This window comes from Brevundimonas sp. FV1ye4L (assembly GCF_058681255.1).
The window spans coordinates 170992-188929 of record NZ_CM178734.1; the positions used below are offsets into that span (position 1 = coordinate 170992).

Genomic DNA, 17938 nt, shown 5'->3' on the forward strand with positions numbered 1-17938 from the left:
ATAATGGACGGGAGCGGGCGGCCATTGTTGTCGGCCAGGGGCGTGATCGACGCCGGGCTGGTCTATGGCGCGCACGGCCTGCGGTTCCTGGCGCCCCTGCTGCTCTATCCGGTGCTGACAAGACGGTTCGGGGTCGAGGGGTTCGGCCTCTATGTGGCGGCGGTCTCGCTGGCGACGATGGTGGCGGTGGTCGTCGATTACGGCGTGTCGCTGTCGGGGCCGCGCGACATCGCAACAGGCATGGGGGCGGCGGGCAGACAGGCGGCGGGAGCGATCATCGGACGGGCGCTGGCGCTGCGGGCCGTGTTGGTCCTGCCTGCGGTCCTGCTGGGTTTTGGGCTGAGTTGGATCAATCCGGTGCTGGACGGCGCCTGGGCGGTCGTTGGGGCGGGGATCGCCCTGGGCGTCGGGCAAGGGGCGAGCCTGGTCTGGGTGTTTCAGGGTCTGCGCGAGCCTGGGCCGGCGGCCCTGGCCGAGGTCGGGGGCACGTTGGCGGCGGCGGTCGTGGTGATGTTGTCGCCGGGGCTGGGCGTGGCCGGAGCCCTGGCCGTGCAGGCGGCGGGGCTGTGGCTGGGCGTGGGGGTCGGGGCGGGGCTGATGTTGCGGTGGGTCCGGCTGGAATGGCCGGGGCGGGGCTTTGTCCGGCAGGGACTGATCGAGGGCGGCGCGCTGTTCGCCAGTCGGGCGGCGGTGGTCGCCTATACGGGTGCAGGGGGATTTGTGGTCGCGGCCCTGGCGGGGCCGGGGCAGGCGGCGATCTACGCTGTGGCGGACAAGGTCGTGGCGGCGGCGAGTTCGCTGATGCGGCCGCTGGCGGGGCTGGTGGGGCCGAGGATCGCCGGTCTGTTGGCTGAGGATGCGCCGACCGCCTTTCGCACCGCGCGGTGGAGTCTGATCGTGACGCCGGGGCTGTTTCTGGGCGTGGCGGCGGGGCTGTGGCTGGCGGCGCCGGTGCTGGTGCGGTTGCTGGTCGGGGATGGGTTCGAGGACGCGGTCGGGGTGTTGAGGACCCTCCTCTTCGTCCTGCCGCTGGTGGCGGCCAGCCAGGTGCTGGGGCTGCAACTGATGACGGCGCTGCGGATGGATGGACGGTTCGCCCTGATGGTGGGCGTCGGCAGCGTCGCCACCCTGGGGCCGGCGGCGCTGCTGGCGCCGGCATGGGGCGCGCAGGGCATGGCCTGGGCGCGGCTGATCGGGGAGGCGGTGGTGGTGCTGACCTGTCTGGTCTGCCTGCGGCCGCACTGGCGTTTCCTGTTCGCAAGGGGGCGTCATGTCCCGGCAGTATGACTGGCTGATCGTCGGGGCGGGCTTCACCGGGGCGACGGTGGCCGAGCGGCTGGCGCGCGGGCTGGATCAGACGGTGCTGGTCATCGACCGGCGCGACCATGTCGGCGGCAACGCCCATGACCGGCGCGACGAGAGCGGGCGGACGGTCCATCCCTATGGCCCCCACATCTTCCACACCAACAGCCGGCGCATCTTCGACCATCTGGGCCGGTTCACCGAATGGCGGCCCTATTTCCATCGGGTGCGGGGGCATGTGGACGGCCAATTCGTGCCGATCCCGTTCAACCTGGATTCGATGCGGATGCTGTTTCCGTCGGGGATGGCGGAACGGCTGTCGGAGCGGCTGATCGCCGCCTTCGGCTTCGGGGCGCGGCCGACCATCGCGGATCTGCGGCAGGCCAGAGAGGATCCGGACCTGCGGTTCCTGGGCGACTATGTCTTCGACAAGGTCTTCGCCGCGTACAGCCGCAAACAGTGGGGCATGGAGCCGGAAGATCTGGACCCGTCGGTCACCGCCCGGGTGCCGGTGGCGGTCAGCCGCGACGACCGGTATTTCACCGACCGCTATCAGGCCATGCCGCGCGACGGATATGCCGCCCTGTTCCAGCGGATGCTGGATCACCCGAACATCCATGTCTCGCTGAACACCGACCTGTCGCAGGTCGAGCCGGGGCGGTTCGAGCGGATGGTCTATTGTGGGGCGCTGGACGACTATTTCGGCCGGGTGGCCGGGGCGCTGCCGTATCGGAGCCTGAGGTTCGAACACCAGGTCGTGGGGGCGGAGGACGGGCTGCCGGTCGGGACGGTCAACTATCCCAATGAGTTCGACTTCACCCGCGTCACAGACTTCCGCCACCTGACTGGCGAGCGGAGCGAGACGACCTGTCTGCTGACCGAATACTCGATCCCGCATGAGCCGGGGCGGACCGAGCCCTTCTATCCGATCCCGACCGAGGCCTCGCAGGCGCTGGCGGACCTGTACCGGGCCATGGCGCGGACGCTGGAGGGGCGGGTCTGGTTCGCCGGGCGGCTGGCCGACTATCGCTACTACAATATGGATCAGGCGGTGGGGCGGGGGCTGAGCCTGGTTGAGAAGGCGCTGGCGCCGGCGATCCTGAAGGCGGCGGCGTGAGCGGGGCCTCGAGAGTCTGGGCCGTGGTCGTGACCTGGAACCGGCGGGATCTGCTGGAGCGGTGCCTGGACCATTTGGCCGCCCAGACGCGGCCCTGCGACCGGATTCTGGTGGTGGACAACGCCAGCGACGACGGCACGGCGGAATGGCTGGATCAGGTCTGGGCCGGGCGGATCGACCGGCTGAGACTGTCGGTCAATACGGGTGGGGCGGGCGGCTTCAACGCCGGAATACGGGCGGCCATGGAGGTCGGGGCGGGGCGGCTGTGGCTGATGGACGACGACGTCCTGCCGGCGCCCGACGCCTTGGAGCGGCTGTTACAGGCCGAGACCGAACTGGCGGCGGAGGGGGTGGAGCCGGCCTTCCTGTGTTCGACGGTTCGGACGCCCGAGGGCCTGCTGACCAATACGGCCGAGATCGATCTGCGGACTAACGCCCTGGGCTATGCGGCCTGGGGCGAGCGGCTCGAGCGTGGGCTGGCGCCGGTGCGGCAGGCGACCTTCGTGTCCCTGCTGGTCGCACGGTCGACGGTGCAGAGATGCGGGCTGCCGCTGGCGCCCATGTTCATCTGGGGCGACGACACCGAATATACGCTGCGGCTATCGGCGGAGCGGCCGGGATTTCTGGTCGGGGCCAGCCGAGTCGAACATGTCCGGGCCGCGCCGGGCGGGCTGAGCCTGGAGACCGAGACCGACCCCCGGCGCGAGCGGCTGCACCGCCTGCTGACGCGCAACGTCATCCTGGCCAAGCGCCGCCATGAGGGGACGGGGTCGGCCCTGCGCTATGCGGCGTCACGGGGGCGGATCGCGCTGAGGCTGGCGGCGAAGGGGCAGTGGCGCAAGGCGGGGGTTCTTATCGCGGGAGTTCTGGATGGCGCGCGGTTCGACCCGGAGGTCGAATATTGCGCGTCATGATCCCGCGCACGACGCCGTGGCGAGGTGTTCGCCTGTCGGATGTCCGGGCGGCCTATGAGGCGTGGGTGCTGGTGCTGCTGGGCGTGGGGGTGACCCTGCCGGTGTTTCTCGTGCCGGGATGGGTCAGTGCGCCGCGTCTGGGTGATCTGGCCCTGGCGGCGGCGCTGCCGCTGACGGTCCTTCAATGGCGGCGGATGGGGCCGGTGGCGCGGGCGGTGGGACCGGCGGCGGGCTTGGTGCTGGTGGCGACGATGCTGATCCAGGTGTCCAGTATCGGGCAGACGTTGAACGTCTCGGACGTCGCCTTCTGGTTCCGCTGGTTGGCGGCGGCGATGATCGCACCGGCGGTCGCCGTCCTGATCGTCGAGGATGCGGGGCGGCGTCGGCTGTTCTTCGCCGCCGTCCTGGCGGGGGCGGTCTGTCATCTGGCGACCTATGGGCTGTTGTCGCTGTTAGGGCGGGACGGGCTTCAGGCCGTGGGGCTGGCGTCGCCGCGCGCGGCCTATACCTCGGTCGTGGCGCGGGTGCGGATTACGACCGTGGCCGAGCATCCGAACGCCGCCATGGGGATGATCGGCCTGGCTGTGCCCGCCGCCTTCGAAGTGCTGAGCCGGCGGTGGTCGCGGCGGACGGTGGCCTTGTCTGCAGCGGGCGTGGCGGCGGTGGGTTTCCTCTGCACCCTGTCGCGGGGCGGGCTGATTGCGGCGACGGCGGCCTGGCTGGCGCGGGCGGTGGTGGGGCGGCGGTGGCGAGAGCCGGGCAGTCCGCTGGGTCTGCTGCTGGCGGTGTGCCTGCTGGCGGGCGGTCTGGTCGCGATTCAGGTGGCGCGGGTCGAGGTGGATGTCAGCCGGTTCGCGGCGCGTCTGGATATGGACCAGATGGACGAGAATCTGCGCGGGCGGATTGAGACCTGGACCCGCACCCTCGACTTCGTGGCGGAGCGGCCGCTGGGTGTCGGCTGGTCGACGGCGGACGAACTGGGGACGTTTCGGGCGCTGACGGTGAGCCACAACGGCTATCTGTTCATGGCGCGGACGGTGGGGGTTTTGGTCGCGGTCGTGGCCCTGGGGCTGCACCTGTGGTCGGCGGCGCGGCTGGACGCCTTTACGCCCCTGTCGGTCTATCTGCTGACGATGATGTTCAGCGAGGATCTGGCCCAGGGGGCGGGGTTCATCTTCCTGATCTGCCTGGTCGCCGCGCTGGCCTGGCGCAGGCCGGTCGCGCCGTGAGGGTGCTGTTGGTCAACAGCCTGTACCCCCCGGCCGATGTGGGCGGGGCGGAGCGCAGCGTCGAGCAACTGACGCGTGGGCTGTCGGTGGCGGGCGTGACGGTGTCGGTGGCGACCTTGGTCGAGAAGGACGGGGACGTCGAGGTTCGCGACGGGGTGCGGGTCCATCGTCTGCCGTTGCGGCATGTCTATTGGCCCTATGGCGGGCGGCGACGGGCGGGTGTGCTGCGCGCCCTGTGGCATGGGCTGGAGGCGGTCAGTCCGCTGATGGACCGGGCGGTGACGCGGGTGGTGCGGGTGGAGCGGCCGGACCTGATCCATGCCCATGTGACGACCGGGTTCGCGGGGGCGGTGCATCGCGCGGCGCGGCAGGCGGGACTGCCGCTGGTGCAGAGCCTGAGGGACTATTCGACCCTGTGCAGTCGGGCCGCCCTGTTTCGGCGGGGAAGGCTTTGCGAACGGCGATGTGGGGACTGCGTGCTGCTGGGCGAGCCGCGGCGGCGGGCGACGGCGGGCGTGGATCATGTGGTTGGGATCAGCCGGGCGGTGCTGGAGCGGCATCAGGCGGCGGGCTGTTTTGGCGACACGCCTGCGACGGTCATCGGCAATGCGGCCGGATCAGTCAGGCGCGGCCTCGAGGTGGTTCGCGACGGCGGCGCCGGCTTCGGCTTTATCGGGCGGATCGAGCCGGAGAAGGGGATCGAGGTCCTGCTGAGGGCGACGACAGACCTGCGCGGGGACTGGCGGCTGAGGATCGCGGGGCGGGGGGAGGCGGCCTATGTCGCGCGGCTGCGTCAGGCCTTTCCCGATCCTCGCATCGACTGGTTGGGACAGGTGGAGGCCGAGCTCTTCTATCGGAGCGTCGATGTGGTCGTGGCGCCGGCGATCTGGGCCGAGCCGTTTGGGCGGGTGGTGGTCGAAGCCTTAACGCGGGGGCGGGGCGTGATCGCCTCACGCATCGGCGGCCTGCCGGAAGCGGCGGCGGGCGGGGAACGGGTGACGCTGGTCGAGGCCGACGACGCAGGGGCCTTGGCGGCGGCGATGGGGGCGGTGGTTCAAGATCCCTCCTTCTGGCGAAATCCTGGACTCCCGTTCAAGCCGGTATGGACCGAGGCGTCGGTGGCCCAGGCTCATCTCGCCGTCTATCGGGAGGTGTTGGCGGGGCGGTCCTCGGCCAGCAGGGCTTCGAGCCGCCGCGCCGATCCGTCCCAAGTGTAGAGGGCCAGACGGGCGCGGCCTTGTGCGAGACGCTGCGGAGTAGGGCCTGCGCGCAGCAGGGCGGCCATGCGGTCGGCCAGGGCCGCATCGTCGTGCGGATCGAAATAGTCGGGGGCGTCGCCGCAGACCTCGCGCACGGCCGGAATGTCGGAGGCGATGACGGGGCAGTCCTGGGCGAAGGCCTCCAGCGGGGGGATGCCGAAACCTTCATAGAGGCTTGCGAAGACCAGGGCGCGGGCGCCGCGCAGCAGAACTGCGACTTCGGCGTCGGTGCGGCGGCCGGCGAAGAGGATGCGGGGATCGGAGGCGGGAGCGGACCGGTCAAAGACGGCGGGAGCGTCGGCGCCGATCAGGACCAGCCGCAGGGCTGGATCGGGCAGGCGGCGCAGGGCGCGGATCATGACGGCGATGTTCTTGTTCGGCGCCAGATTGCCCAGGGCGACGAAATAGGGGCGGCCGGACAGGCCGAGCGTTGAGCGGACGCGGTCGTCGGGCGCGGAGCGCGCCAGATGGTCCGCGCCGTTCGGGACGACCGTGATCGCGGATGCGGGCCTGTTCAGCACCGACGCCAGTTCGTCGCGGGAAAACTGCGAGACGGTCGTCAGCCGGGCGCGGAGGGCGAGGAGGCGCCCCATCCCCCGATGAAAAGCGGCGTAGCCCCGGCGGAAATGGCCCGGGTGGCGGAAGACGGCGGCGTCGTGGATGACGACCTGCTGGCGCGGATGAAGGATCGGGCCCGCGCCGCCTAGAGACAGCAACTGTCCATGGCGCGCCGCCCAGGCCAGGGCGGTCTGCTCCCACAGGTGACCGCGCCCGCCCCTGACGGGACGAACGGGGATGGATTGCAGGTCCAGGTCCGATGCGTCGGCGCCTTGGGGCGTCAGCAGCACATAGCGGGCGCCGGCGCCGGGCCTTCGATCCAGGGCGCGGACCATCTCGCGCGCATAGCGCTGGACGCCGCTGAGCGACTGGGTCAGGAATCGGCCGTTGATGAAGACGGTAGGCTCAGCCACGGGCGGCCCAGCGGCGCGCATGGGCCATCCGGTAGACGGCGATTGTGTCGGCGGTCATGCGCTCGGCCGAGAAGCGTTCGAGCAGGGCGGGCGTGACCGAGGGCGGGGTCGGGTGCTGGAACGCCGCGACAATGGCGTCGCCCCATTGCCCGGCCGTGGCGGACAGGGGCAGGGACGAGATGCGCGCCCCGGCCTGCGCCACGGTCGAGACCCCGCCTACGGCCGTCGTCAGAATGGGCAGGCCCGCCGCCGCCGCCTCCACCATGGCGTAGGAGAAGCCTTCGTAACGGCTGGTCATGGCGAAGAGGTCGAACCCGGCCATCAGGCGGCGGGCGTCGAGGGCGCCCAACAGCCGGACCGCGTCGCCTCCGGCGGCGCGAGCGTCATTGGACAGCGGGCCTTCGCCGATCATGGCGCCGATGATGCGGGGATCGCGCGTGTGGGCCAGGCAGAGCGCTTGGGCGAAACGGACAGGATCCTTCTGGGGACAGAGCCGGCCGACGAAACCCACGACCCAGGCGTCGTCGTCCAGTCCCATGATCCGGCGGGCGGCGAGACGGTCCGCGGTTTGGCAAGCCGCCACACCATTGGGGATCGTGTGCAGACGTTCGATTGGAAAGCCCCGGCGGGTGGCGTGAAGCGCCTCCTCGTCCGACACGGCGATGACGGCCTCGCTGGCCAGCCGCGCCAGCAGGGTCTCGACCAGGCCATAGGGCGTCGCGCCGACCTTGAGCGGGCTCTGCGTGGCCAGGGCATGGGGGGTGTATATCCGGGCGGCGGACAGGGGCGCCGCAAGTCGAGCCAGGGCCCCGGCCTTGGCGCTGTGGCCGTGGATGATGTCGAATGGCCCCAGGCGCGCGATCAAACGGCGCAGGCCGATCAGGGCGCCGATGTCCCAAGGGCCGACGGCGCGGCGCAGCGGGAGGCGTTCGAGATGTTGCAAGGGGAGGGCGGCTGCCTCGGCTTCGAAGCGCGGCTCGGCCCGGGTCGGCGAATAGATTAGGGAGACCATATGGCCGTCGTCGATCAGACCCTGGGCCAGATCGACGACATGACGCCCGGAGCCGCCGCCTGACGGCTCGATCACCAGCAGTATGCGCACCCCACGTCCCCCGCGGATCGTATCGGTATGCAACCGACACGATCTACGAGAAACGTCAAGGTTGTTTGGTTAGTTGACGGTCGCCTTGACGATCTTGCCCGGCGCGCGCGGCGGCTCGCCCTTCGGCAGGGCGTCGACGTGTTCCATGCCGGATTCGACTTCGCCCCAGACCGTGTACTGGCGGTCCAGGAAGGTGGCGTCGTCCAGGCAGATGAAGAACTGCGAGTTGGCGCTGTTGGGATCGGACGTGCGGGCCATCGAGCAGACGCCGCGCTTGTGCGGCTCGGCCGAGAACTCGGCCTTCAGGTTCGGCTTCTTGGAGCCCGAGGTGCCGGTGCCGGTCGGGTCGCCGCCCTGGGCCATGAAGCCGGCGATCACGCGGTGGAAGACGACGCCGTCGTAGAAGCCTTCCGAGGCCAGTTCGGTGATGCGTTCGACGTGGCCGGGAGCCAGGTCAGAGCGCAGTTTGATGACCACGTCGCGGGCTTCGCCGTCGCCGGTGTCCAGGGTGAAGGTCAGGGTTTCGGCCATTTCGGTCGTCCTCTTGGGGGTTGATTTGAGGCGGGACATAGCCCGCAACGCCGGTCGGGGCTATGTGGGAACGATGAGTGAAGATGAAAAGCCGCAGGAACGTCGCCGAATGGTGAGGCCGCCCACGGGCGGAACCGCCGCCGGGCGCGGCATGGGCACCAAAATGAAGACGGCCGACACCAAGTCGATGTCGAGCCAACAGTGGATCAAGCGCCAGCTGTCCGACAAATGGTCCGAGAAGGCGCGGGCCGAGGGCTGGCGTTCGCGCGCGGCCTTCAAGCTGATCGAGATCGACGACCGGTTCCACCTGATCAAGCGTGGCTCGAAGGTCATCGACCTAGGCGCGGCGCCGGGCGGCTGGATCCAGGTGGCGGTCAATCGCGGGGCCGGGGCGGTGGCGGGCGTGGACCTGCTGATGATCGAGCCGATCCCGGGTTCGACCCTGTTGCAGGCCGACTTCACCCATCCGGGCGTGGATCAGCAACTGATCGACGCCATCGGCGGGGCGCCCGATCTGGTGCTGTCGGACATGGCGCACAATACGGTCGGCCACCGCCAGACCGACCACCTGAAGATCATCGCCCTGATCGAGATCGCCGCCGACTTCGCCATCCGCACCCTGCGGCCGGGCGGGAATTTCGTCTCCAAGAACTTCCAGGGCGGCGACGCCGGAGGGGTTCTGGCGCGGCTGCGCGAAGAGTTCGAGACGGTCAAATACGTCAAGCCGGAATCGAGCCGGAAGGACAGCGCCGAGGTGTTTCTGGTGGCGCTGAACAAGCGATGAGCCCGGTCGGATCCGCCTAGCTGCAGAAGTCGTCCGCATGCGGCCCAAGCGTAGCCTTATGACAACATCCGTCGTCCATCGGCATTTCGGATACCTCTGTCATCAAACTCCAGCGAAGAGTTTGCTGAGCCGTCATCGGTCGGCGCTAGCTCGGGCTTAAGCGCGATCTGCGCTGACAGCGGGGGCTGACATGACTTCCAATCGTTTCCTTTCGGGCGCGTCGCTTCTGACGTTGGCCCTGTTGATGGCTCCTGGCGTCGTCGCCGCTCAGGACGCCACCGTCGCCATGGCGACGGCCGACACCCAGGTCGCCGAAATCGACGAAGTGGTGGTGTTCGGCCGCGGCCAAACGCGCCAGCAGGCCTCGGTCAACGCCGAGGCCATCGCCATCGAGGCGCCGGGCAGCAGCCCGCTGAAGGCCATCGAGCGTCTGCCGGGCGTCAGCTTCCAGTCGGCCGACGCCTTTGGGTCGTATGAATGGTCGGCGCGCATCACCCTGCGCAGCTTCAACCAGAACCAGCTGGGCTTTACGCTGGACGGCGTGCCGCTGGGCGACATGAGCTACGGCAACCACAACGGTCTGCACATCTCGCGCGCCATCATCTCCGAGAACGTCGCCCGGGTGGATGTGGCCCAGGGATCGGGCGCGCTGGGCACGGCGTCGTCCAGCAATCTGGGCGGCACGGTCGAGTTCATCAGCCGCACGCCGACCCAGGACTTCGGCGTGGATGTGTCGGGCGCCTTCGGCAGCGACGACACCCTGCGCGGCTTTGTGCGTCTGGACACCGGCGCACTGGGATCGGCCGGCACGCGCCTGTCGGTGTCGTACGCAGACCAGAACGCCGACAAGTGGAAGGGCGAAGGCGAGCAGAAGCAGCAGCAGATCAACGCCAGCTTCGTCCAGCCCATCGGCGCCGGCGAGTTGCGCGGCTTCGTCAACCATTCCGAGCGCCGCGAGAACGACTACCAGGACATGTCCCTGGGCATGATCGACCGCCTGGGCCGCGACTGGGACAATATCTCGGGCGACTACGCCCTGGCGGTCCAGGTCGCCGACATCTACCAGGCCAATCCGGCCGGCGACTGCACGACCAATGCCTATCCCAGCCCGATCAAATGCGTCGATGACGCCTATTACGACGCGGCGGGTCTGCGCGACGACACCATCGGCGCCGTGACGCTGGATTACCCCGTCACTGACAACTTCAGCATCTCGCTGACCGGCTATGGCCACAAGAACGAGGGCCAGGGTCTGTGGTGGACCCCCTATGTGGCGACGCCGACAGGGGCGAAGGGACAGGACGGTTCGGTCATCGCCAGCCCGGCCCCGCTGGCCGTCCGCACTACGGAATACGACATCGACCGCAAGGGCGCGATCGGGTCGGCGACGCTGGATCTAGGCGCCCACAGCATCGAGGCCGGCTTCTGGGTCGAGGACAATGACTTCAACCAGGCCCGCCGCTACTACGGCCTGAGCCGCAGCGGCGACGGCGGCCGCGACTCGCTGGATTTCCTGGAAAACCCGTTCGCGACCGAGTGGGAATACAGCTTCAACACCAAGACGACCAACCTGTACCTGCAGGACGCCTGGTCGATCACCGACGCCCTGACGGTGAACGCCGGCTTCAAATCGCTGAAGGTCGAGAATGAGGCCAGTACCGTCGTCGGCGCCAACAAGACCGGATCGATCAAGGCGGAAGACAACTTCCTGCCGCAGATCGGGGTCAGCTATGATCTGAACGCCGACCATCAGCTGTTTGCGTCCTATGCCGAGAATATGCGGGCTTTCGAATCCTCGAACACTGGCGGACCCTTCTCGGCCTCGGCGGCCGGTTTCAGCGCGCTGAAGAACACGCTGGAGCCGGAAAGCTCGCGCACGATCGAGGCAGGCTGGCGCTTCCGCTTCGACGGCGGGCTGCAAGGCTCGGTCGCGGCCTATGACGTCGAGTTCGAGAACCGTCTGCTGACCGTCGCCCTGGGCGCCCCGATCCTGGGCCTTGGCAACGGCATCCAGAACGTCGGCTCGGTCAAGAGCCGGGGCTTTGAGGCGGCCGCCCTGTGGAACTTTGCACAGGATTGGTCGGCCTTCGGCTCCTACAGCTACAACGACTCGACCTACGAGGATGACGTTCGTGACGGGGCCGGCGTCCTGGTCGCCGCGACGGCCGGAAAGCGGGTCGTGGCGACGCCTGAAAACCTGTTCCGGGCCGAGCTGTCGTATGACAATGGCGCGGTGTTCGGGACCTTGGCCGCCGCCTATACCGGCGAGCGTTTCTCCAGCTACCTGAACGACGAAAGCGTCGACGCCTACACCACGGTCGAACTGACCGCTGGGTATCGGTTCGACGGTACGGGAAGCTGGCTGGACGGGACGCAGGTGCAGGTCAATGTCGTCAACCTGACGGACGAGGACTATATCTCGACGGTCGGGTCCGGCGGCTTCCAGAACAACGCGGGTCGTCAGACCTTCCTGCCGGGCGCGCCCCGTCAGGTGTTCGCCAGTATCCGTCGCCGCTTCTAAGAGACCCTTGGAAAGGGGATGCGCCTTCGGGCGCGTCCCCGATCCTGCTTTTACGCCGTCGCCGGCTGCCGGCTGGCGCGGCGTTCCTCGATCCGCGACCAGATGCGGTCGTGGACGGTGAAGAAGACAGTCTGAACCAGGGGTTCGATCATGCCAATGGCCAGGGCGGTGCGGATGTCCTGGGTCAGGGCGAAGGCGACGGCCACCGCGACGGTGAAGTGCATGACGCCGTAGGTGACGGTCTTGACCGCCACCTGTTTGAACGAGCGGGGCAGGGCGTGGCTATGGCCGTGCCCATGGTGATCGTGGACGCGGGTCTGCTCGTCCGGCGACATGATGTCGAGCCGCGCGGTGAAGGCCTCGGCCGCCTCTTCGATGTTCGACGCCATGCGGCGGCGTTCGATACGGTGCCAGACGCGGTCGTGGATCGAATAGGCGATGGTCTGGAAGAAGGGCTCGACCATGCCGACCGCCAGGGCGATGCGCCAGTCGCGGGTGATGGCGAAGGCCACCAGGATGGCCACGACAAGGTGCATGACGCCGTAGCTGGCGATCTTCAGAGCCAGTTTGCGCGCGGTGCTGAGGATGACGCCGACCATGTTGCAAGAATGGTCATTGGCCGCCTCGGTTGCAAACCAATAAAATCTATCGGGGCCATAAGCCGCAAGACCCTTGCCGTAGCCCCCCGCACCCCGTTATACGCGGCCCGCAAAACGGAGACTCCCTATGGAGATACGCGAAGGACTGACCTTCGATGATGTTTTGCTCGAACCCGGCCCGTCCGAGTTCATGCCGGCGATGGTCGATGTCTCGACCCAGCTGACACGCGACATCAGACTGAACATCCCGCTGCTGTCGTCCGCGATGGACACGGTGACGGAAAGCCGCCTGGCCATAGCCATGGCCCAGTCCGGCGGCCTGGGCGTGCTGCACCGGAACATGACCATCGAGGAGCAGGCCGATCAGGTCCGCGCCGTGAAGCGTTATGAGAGCGGCATGGTGGTCAACCCGGTGACCGTCGGTCCGCAGACGACCCTGGGCGAGGTCCGCGAGATCGTCGCCGCCAAGAAGATCACCGGTTTCCCCGTCGTCGATCCGGCGACCGGCAAGCTGGTCGGCATGCTGACCCACCGCGACATGCGGTTCGAGAGCGACCTGAACCTGACGGCCGCCGCGCTGATGACCACGGGCGACCTGATCACGGTGCGCGAGGGCGCCGGCAAGGAAGAGGCGCGCCAACTGCTGAAGACCCGCAAGATCGAACGGGTCATCGTGGTGGACGAGGATTATCGGGCCGTGGGCCTGATCACCATGAAGGACATCGAGAAGGCCCAGGCCTTCCCCCATGCGGCCAAGGACGACCAGGGTCGTCTGCTGGTCGGCGCCGCCTCGACCGTGGGCGATGCGGGCTACGAGCGGGCCATGGTCCTGGCTGACGCCGGCGTGGACGTGGTGGTGATCGACACCGCCCATGGGCACTCGGCCTCGGTCGCCCAGGTGGTCGAGCGCATCAAGCGCGAGAACAACCGGCTGCAGATCATCGCCGGCAATGTCGCCACCTATGACGCGACGCGGGCCCTGATCGACGCGGGCGCGGATGCGGTCAAGGTCGGCATTGGTCCCGGCTCCATCTGCACCACCCGGATCGTCGCGGGCGTGGGCGTGCCGCAGTTGACGGCCGTGATGGACTCCGCGCGGGCCGCCAAGGGCACGGGCGCTTCGGTCATCGCTGACGGGGGGATCAAATACTCGGGCGACCTGGCCAAGGCCATCGCGGCCGGCGCCAATGTGGCCATGATGGGCTCGATGTTCGCGGGCACCGACGAAAGCCCCGGCGAGGTCTTCCTGTACCAGGGCCGGTCCTACAAGTCGTACCGCGGCATGGGTTCGGTCGGCGCCATGGCGCGCGGCTCGGCGGATCGCTATTTCCAGAAGGAAGTCTCGTCCGAGAAGCTGGTGCCCGAGGGCATCGAGGGCCAGACGCCGTACAAGGGGCCGATAACCCCGGTTCTGCACCAACTGGTCGGGGGGCTGCGCGCCTCCATGGGCTATGTGGGGGCCGGCGCCATCGCCGACTTCCAGGAGCGCGCCCGCTTCGTGCGCATTACCGGCGCGGGTCTGCGGGAGAGCCACGTCCACGACGTGATGATCACGCGCGAAGCGCCGAACTACAGACAGGGATAAGGCCATGACGACCGAACTGACCTATCTGGCCCTGACCTTGATCCTGGCCCTGGTGCAGATCTTCCTGCCGGCGGGGGCGCGGACGGTCGAGTTCGGTTCGAAGTGGAATGCGGGTCCGCGCGACGAGACGCCGGCGGCGAAGAAGCCGCTGACCGGCCGTCTCGAGCGCGCCCAGTCCAACCTGTATGAAACCCTGCCGCTGTTCATCGGCGCGGTGCTGATCGCCCATGTGATCGGGGCGTCCAGCGCCCTGACCGTGTGGGGCGCGGCCCTCTATTTCTGGGCGCGCGTCGTCTATGTGCCGTTCTACGCCCTTGGCGTTCCCTATATCCGGTCGCTGGTCTGGCTGGTCTCGCTCGCGGGACTGGTCATGGTCCTGGCCTCCCTGTTCCTTTGATCTCTGAAAGTTCGCATTGACCCCAGCCGCCCGTCTCGCCGCCGCAGCCTCTGTCCTGGACTCCATCGCCCAGGGCAACCAACCGGCGGAAACCGTCCTGAAGGCCTGGGGGACCGCCAACCGCTATGCCGGGTCCAAGGATCGCCGGGCCATCGCCGATCATGTGTACAAGGTGCTGCGCGCGCGCGGCCGCCTGTCGTGGATCATGGGCGGGCGCGAAGACGGTCGCGCCCTGGTGATCGGATCGCTGCACGCCATTGACGGCCTGTCGGTGGAAGAGATCGAGGCTCTGCACTCGGGCGACGGCTATGGCCCCCGGCCTCTTTCAAAACAGGAACGCAGCCGTATCACCGCCGCGCCGGGCGAACTGCCCGGCTGGGTCGCGGCGGGCCTGCCCGAGTTCGTGGTCGAGGATTTCAAGGCCACTTTCGGCGACCGCTGGGCCGAAGAGGCCCACGCCCTGATGGCGCCGCGCGCGCCCATCGATCTGCGGGTCAATGGCGCGGCGGCCACGGTCGACGAGGTCGAGGCCGAGCTGCGCGAGGCCGGTCTGGAGGTGACGCGCACCCCCTGGTCGATCTGGGGCCTGCGCGTGCCGTCGGAGCCGCCGCCCAATATCCAGGCCCTGGACGGGTTCAAGGCCGGCAAGTTCGAGATCCAGGACGAAGGCAGCCAGGTCGTCTGCTGGCTGGCGGGCGCCGAACCGGGCACGACGGTGGTGGATTACTGCGCCGGCGGCGGCGGCAAGACCCTGGGTCTGGCCCAGGCCATGACGGGGCAGGGCAAGCTGGTCGCCTCGGATGTCGTCAACAAGCGGCTCGAGAACATCCGCCCCCGCCTGCAACGCGCAGGTGTCGAGGCCGAGCTGGTGCTGATCGGTCAGAACGGCGGCGGACTGGAAGCCGTCAACGGCCAGGCCGATCTGGTCTTTGTCGACGCCCCCTGCTCGGGTTCGGGCACGTGGCGGCGTCGGCCCGAGGACGCCTGGCGTCTGACGGCCGAAGAGGTCGAGAAGCTGCACGCGCTCCAGGTGCGTATCCTGAGCCAGGCGACCAAGCTGGTGAAGCCGGGCGGCCGTCTGGTCTATGTCACCTGTTCGATGCTGGCGCGCGAGAACGAGGCCAGCGCCGACGCCTTCGAGGCCGCCAATCCCGACTTCCGCCCGGTGGCCGTCGCCGATGTCCTGTCGGCTCCGCAACTGACCGAGGCGGCCCGCGCCAAGTTCGCCGAACTGGCGTCCGGCGCGCGTCTGCGCCTGTCGCCGGCGACCGCAGACACCGACGGCTTCTTCGCCGCCGTTTATCAGCGCGCCGCCTGATGGGGGCTGGGCTGGCGCAGTATGGCGAGGTTTCGGTCCTCCACGTCATGGCTGCGCCCGCCGAATACGGCGACCATCTGCGCGCCCGCATCCAGCCCTTGATGACCGGCGTCGGCCCGGTCGAGGCCGCCGTCGTCCTGACCGCCGCCCTGGCGCGGCTGGAGGCGGCGGGCGACCTGCCGGACCTGATTGTGTCGCTGGGCTCGTGCGGCTCGCGGGTGCTGGACCACGCCGCCGTCTATCAGGCCGCGTCGGTCGCCTATCGCGATATGGACGCCAGCGCCCTGGGCTTTCCCAAGGGGGTGACGCCTCTGCTGGATCAGCCCGCGGTCCTGTTCCTGCCGTGCCCCATCCCCGGCGTGCCGACCGCGACCCTCTCGACCGGGGCCAATGTCGTCTCCGGCGCCGCCTATGACGCCATAGACGCCGAGATGGTGGACATGGAGACCTGGGCTTTGGTCCGGTCGGCCCAGACGTTTGGCCTGCCCCTGATCGCCCTGCGCGGCGTGTCGGACGGCCGGGCCGAACTGAAGGCGCTGGAGGACTGGACCTCGACCCTGCACCATGTGGACGAGAACCTGGCCGCCGCCCTGGACCGTCTGATCTCCGTGCTGGAGGCCGACGGCCTCGCCGCGCTTGAAATTCCGGCCTCACAAGGCCAAGACCCCGCGCAACTCTCCCCGGATTCGATCACGCCATGACCACGCCGCACGACCACCAAAAGGTCCTCATCGTCGATTTCGGCAGCCAGGTGACGCAGCTGATCGCGCGCCGCCTGCGCGAGGCCAGCGTCTATTGCGAGATCCATCCGTTCCAGAAGGCCGAGGCGGCGCTGGCGGGGATGAACCCGGCGGCCATCATCCTGTCGGGCGGTCCCGAGAGTGTCCACGAAGAGGGCAGCCCCCGCGCGCCCCAGGCCGTGTTCGAGGCCGGCGTGCCGGTGCTGGGCATCTGCTACGGCGAGATGACCATGTGCGAACAGCTGGGCGGCAAGGTCGAGGGCGGCCACACCCGCGAGTTCGGCCGCGCCGAGATCACCGTCGAGAAGACCTCGCCCCTGCTGGCCGACCTGGCCCCGGTCGGTGAGGAGGAGACGGTCTGGATGAGCCACGGCGACAAGATCGTCGCCATTCCCGAGGGCTTCGACGTCGTCGCCTCTTCGGCCGGTTCGCCCTATGCGGTGATCGCCGACGAGACCCGCCGCTTCTACGGTGTGCAGTTCCACCCCGAGGTCATGCACACCCCGCGCGGCCACCAGATGCTGAAGAACTTCACCCACGGCATCGCCGGGCTGAAGGGCGACTGGACCATGGCCGCCTATCGCGACGAGAAGATCGCCCAGATCCGCGAACAGGTCGGCGACGCCAAGGTGATCTGCGGCCTGTCCGGCGGCGTCGATAGTTCGGTCGCGGCCGTGCTGATCCACGAGGCCATCGGCGACCAGCTGACCTGCGTCTTCGTGGACACCGGCCTGCTGCGCAAGGACGAGGCGAAACAGGTGACCACCCTGTTCCGCGAGCACTACAACATCCCTCTGGTGCATGTGGATGCGTCGAAGGAATTTCTCGGCGAGCTGGCGGGTCAGTCGGACCCGGAGACCAAGCGCAAGATCATCGGCCGCGTCTTCATCGAGGTGTTCGACCGCGAAGCCAACAAGATCGAGGGCGCCGAGTTCCTGGCCCAGGGCACCCTCTATCCCGACGTGATCGAGAGCGTCTCCTCGTCCAGCGGCAAGGCCCACGTCATCAAGAGCCACCACAATGTCGGCGGCCTGCCCGACTATATGAAGCTGAAACTGGTCGAGCCCCTGCGCGAACTGTTCAAGGATGAGGTTCGCGCCCTGGGCCGCGAGCTGGGCTTGACCGACGCCTTCGTCGGTCGCCACCCCTTCCCCGGACCGGGCCTGGCCATCCGCATCCCCGGCGAGATCACGCCCGAGGCCGTCGAGACCCTGCAACAGGCCGACGCCATCTATCTGGACGAAATCCGCAAGGCCGGGCTGTACGACGACATCTGGCAGGCCTTCGCCGTCCTGCTGCCGGTCAAGACCGTCGGCGTCATGGGCGACGCCCGCACCTACGAAAAAGTCCTGGCCCTCCGCGCCGTCTCCTCCACCGACGGTATGACGGCCGACTTCTACCAGTTCCCCTGGGACGTCCTGGCCAAGACCGCCACGCGCATCATCAATGAAGTCCGCGGCGTCAACCGGGTGGTCTACGACGTGACGTCGAAGCCGCCTGGGACCATCGAGTGGGAATAATTCGGGGTGATCCTCCCTCGTTTTGGTGGACACCCATGCTAGCTTTTCG

General features: G+C 68.5%; 15 protein-coding genes and 1 pseudogene. 12 read left to right on the forward strand and 4 right to left on the reverse strand.

What is annotated here, in order from left to right; all coding sequences use genetic code 11:
- Positions 1-3: 3 nt before the first annotated feature.
- The 5 genes and pseudogenes from ACW17X_RS00760 to ACW17X_RS00780 form a co-directional block, all read left to right on the forward strand.
- Positions 4-813: pseudogene (locus tag ACW17X_RS00760) on the forward strand (oligosaccharide flippase family protein); the annotation flags it as partial.
- 457 nt (positions 814-1270) lie between these two features.
- The gene (gene glf / locus ACW17X_RS00765; protein WP_492099010.1) at positions 1271-2419 is read left to right on the forward strand and encodes a UDP-galactopyranose mutase; all 1149 of its coding nucleotides are present in this window, start codon (positions 1271-1273) and stop codon (positions 2417-2419) included.
- The gene (locus ACW17X_RS00770; protein ID WP_492099011.1) at positions 2416-3333 is read left to right on the forward strand and encodes a glycosyltransferase family 2 protein; all 918 of its coding nucleotides are present in this window, start codon (positions 2416-2418) and stop codon (positions 3331-3333) included. The genes glf and ACW17X_RS00770 overlap by 4 nt, the downstream gene beginning before the upstream one ends.
- Entirely contained in the window at positions 3330-4562 is a 1233-nt protein-coding gene (locus ACW17X_RS00775) for an O-antigen ligase family protein (RefSeq protein WP_492100418.1), read from the forward strand. Before ACW17X_RS00770 ends, ACW17X_RS00775 begins: the two co-directional genes overlap by 4 nt.
- Complete coding sequence (locus ACW17X_RS00780) at positions 4559-5779, forward strand: glycosyltransferase (RefSeq protein WP_492099013.1); 1221 nt, start codon at positions 4559-4561, stop codon at positions 5777-5779. Before ACW17X_RS00775 ends, ACW17X_RS00780 begins: the two co-directional genes overlap by 4 nt.
- Here ACW17X_RS00780 and ACW17X_RS00785 read toward each other — a convergent pair.
- The 3 genes from ACW17X_RS00785 to ACW17X_RS00795 all read right to left on the reverse strand — a co-directional run bounded on the left by ACW17X_RS00785 (position 5704) and on the right by ACW17X_RS00795 (position 8425).
- Positions 5704-6792, reverse strand: a complete 1089-nt coding sequence (locus ACW17X_RS00785) for a glycosyltransferase family 4 protein (protein WP_492099016.1) — start codon at positions 6790-6792, stop codon at positions 5704-5706. The two genes, ACW17X_RS00780 and ACW17X_RS00785, sit on opposite strands and share 76 nt — an antisense overlap.
- Positions 6785-7894, reverse strand: a complete 1110-nt coding sequence (locus tag ACW17X_RS00790; RefSeq protein WP_492099018.1) for a glycosyltransferase family 4 protein — start codon at positions 7892-7894, stop codon at positions 6785-6787. Before ACW17X_RS00790 ends, ACW17X_RS00785 begins: the two co-directional genes overlap by 8 nt.
- A gap of 69 nt (positions 7895-7963) precedes the next feature.
- Positions 7964-8425 carry a peptidylprolyl isomerase gene (locus ACW17X_RS00795; protein WP_135193159.1) on the reverse strand — a complete coding sequence of 154 codons (462 nt, stop codon included), beginning with the start codon at positions 8423-8425 and terminating at the stop codon, positions 7964-7966.
- 73 nt (positions 8426-8498) lie between these two features.
- Here ACW17X_RS00795 and ACW17X_RS00800 point away from each other — a divergent pair, with 73 nt between their 5' ends.
- Together ACW17X_RS00800 and ACW17X_RS00805 are read left to right on the forward strand one after the other, a co-directional pair.
- Complete coding sequence (locus ACW17X_RS00800) at positions 8499-9209, forward strand: RlmE family RNA methyltransferase (RefSeq protein ID WP_267513978.1); 711 nt, start codon at positions 8499-8501, stop codon at positions 9207-9209.
- Between the two features lie 190 nt (positions 9210-9399).
- Positions 9400-11730: a TonB-dependent receptor family protein gene (locus ACW17X_RS00805; protein WP_492099020.1), complete on the forward strand. Its 2331-nt coding sequence runs from the start codon at positions 9400-9402 to the stop codon at positions 11728-11730.
- Between the two features lie 50 nt (positions 11731-11780).
- On the opposite strand, the gene ACW17X_RS00810 is transcribed toward ACW17X_RS00805, so the two are convergent.
- Positions 11781-12329, reverse strand: a complete 549-nt coding sequence (locus ACW17X_RS00810) for a DUF2061 domain-containing protein (RefSeq protein ID WP_492099022.1) — start codon at positions 12327-12329, stop codon at positions 11781-11783.
- Positions 12330-12456: 127 nt separating this feature from the next.
- Between ACW17X_RS00810 and guaB the strand changes: the two genes are divergently transcribed.
- The 5 genes from guaB to guaA are packed head-to-tail and all read left to right on the forward strand — an operon-like array spanning position 12457 to position 17889.
- Positions 12457-13914 carry an IMP dehydrogenase gene (gene guaB, locus ACW17X_RS00815; protein WP_492099024.1) on the forward strand — a complete coding sequence of 486 codons (1458 nt, stop codon included), beginning with the start codon at positions 12457-12459 and terminating at the stop codon, positions 13912-13914.
- A 4-nt stretch (positions 13915-13918) separates the two neighbouring features.
- Positions 13919-14311 carry an MAPEG family protein gene (locus ACW17X_RS00820; protein ID WP_492099026.1) on the forward strand — a complete coding sequence of 131 codons (393 nt, stop codon included), beginning with the start codon at positions 13919-13921 and terminating at the stop codon, positions 14309-14311.
- Positions 14312-14327: 16 nt separating this feature from the next.
- The gene (locus ACW17X_RS00825; RefSeq protein ID WP_492099028.1) at positions 14328-15629 is read left to right on the forward strand and encodes an RsmB/NOP family class I SAM-dependent RNA methyltransferase; all 1302 of its coding nucleotides are present in this window, start codon (positions 14328-14330) and stop codon (positions 15627-15629) included.
- A complete protein-coding gene (locus ACW17X_RS00830) occupies positions 15629-16330 on the forward strand; it encodes a 5'-methylthioadenosine/S-adenosylhomocysteine nucleosidase (protein ID WP_492099030.1) in 702 nt (233 codons plus the stop codon). Before ACW17X_RS00825 ends, ACW17X_RS00830 begins: the two co-directional genes overlap by 1 nt.
- Positions 16327-17889, forward strand: coding sequence for a glutamine-hydrolyzing GMP synthase (gene guaA, locus ACW17X_RS00835; protein WP_492099032.1), 1563 nt, complete (start codon positions 16327-16329; stop codon positions 17887-17889). Before ACW17X_RS00830 ends, guaA begins: the two co-directional genes overlap by 4 nt.
- Positions 17890-17938: the final 49 nt, after the last annotated feature.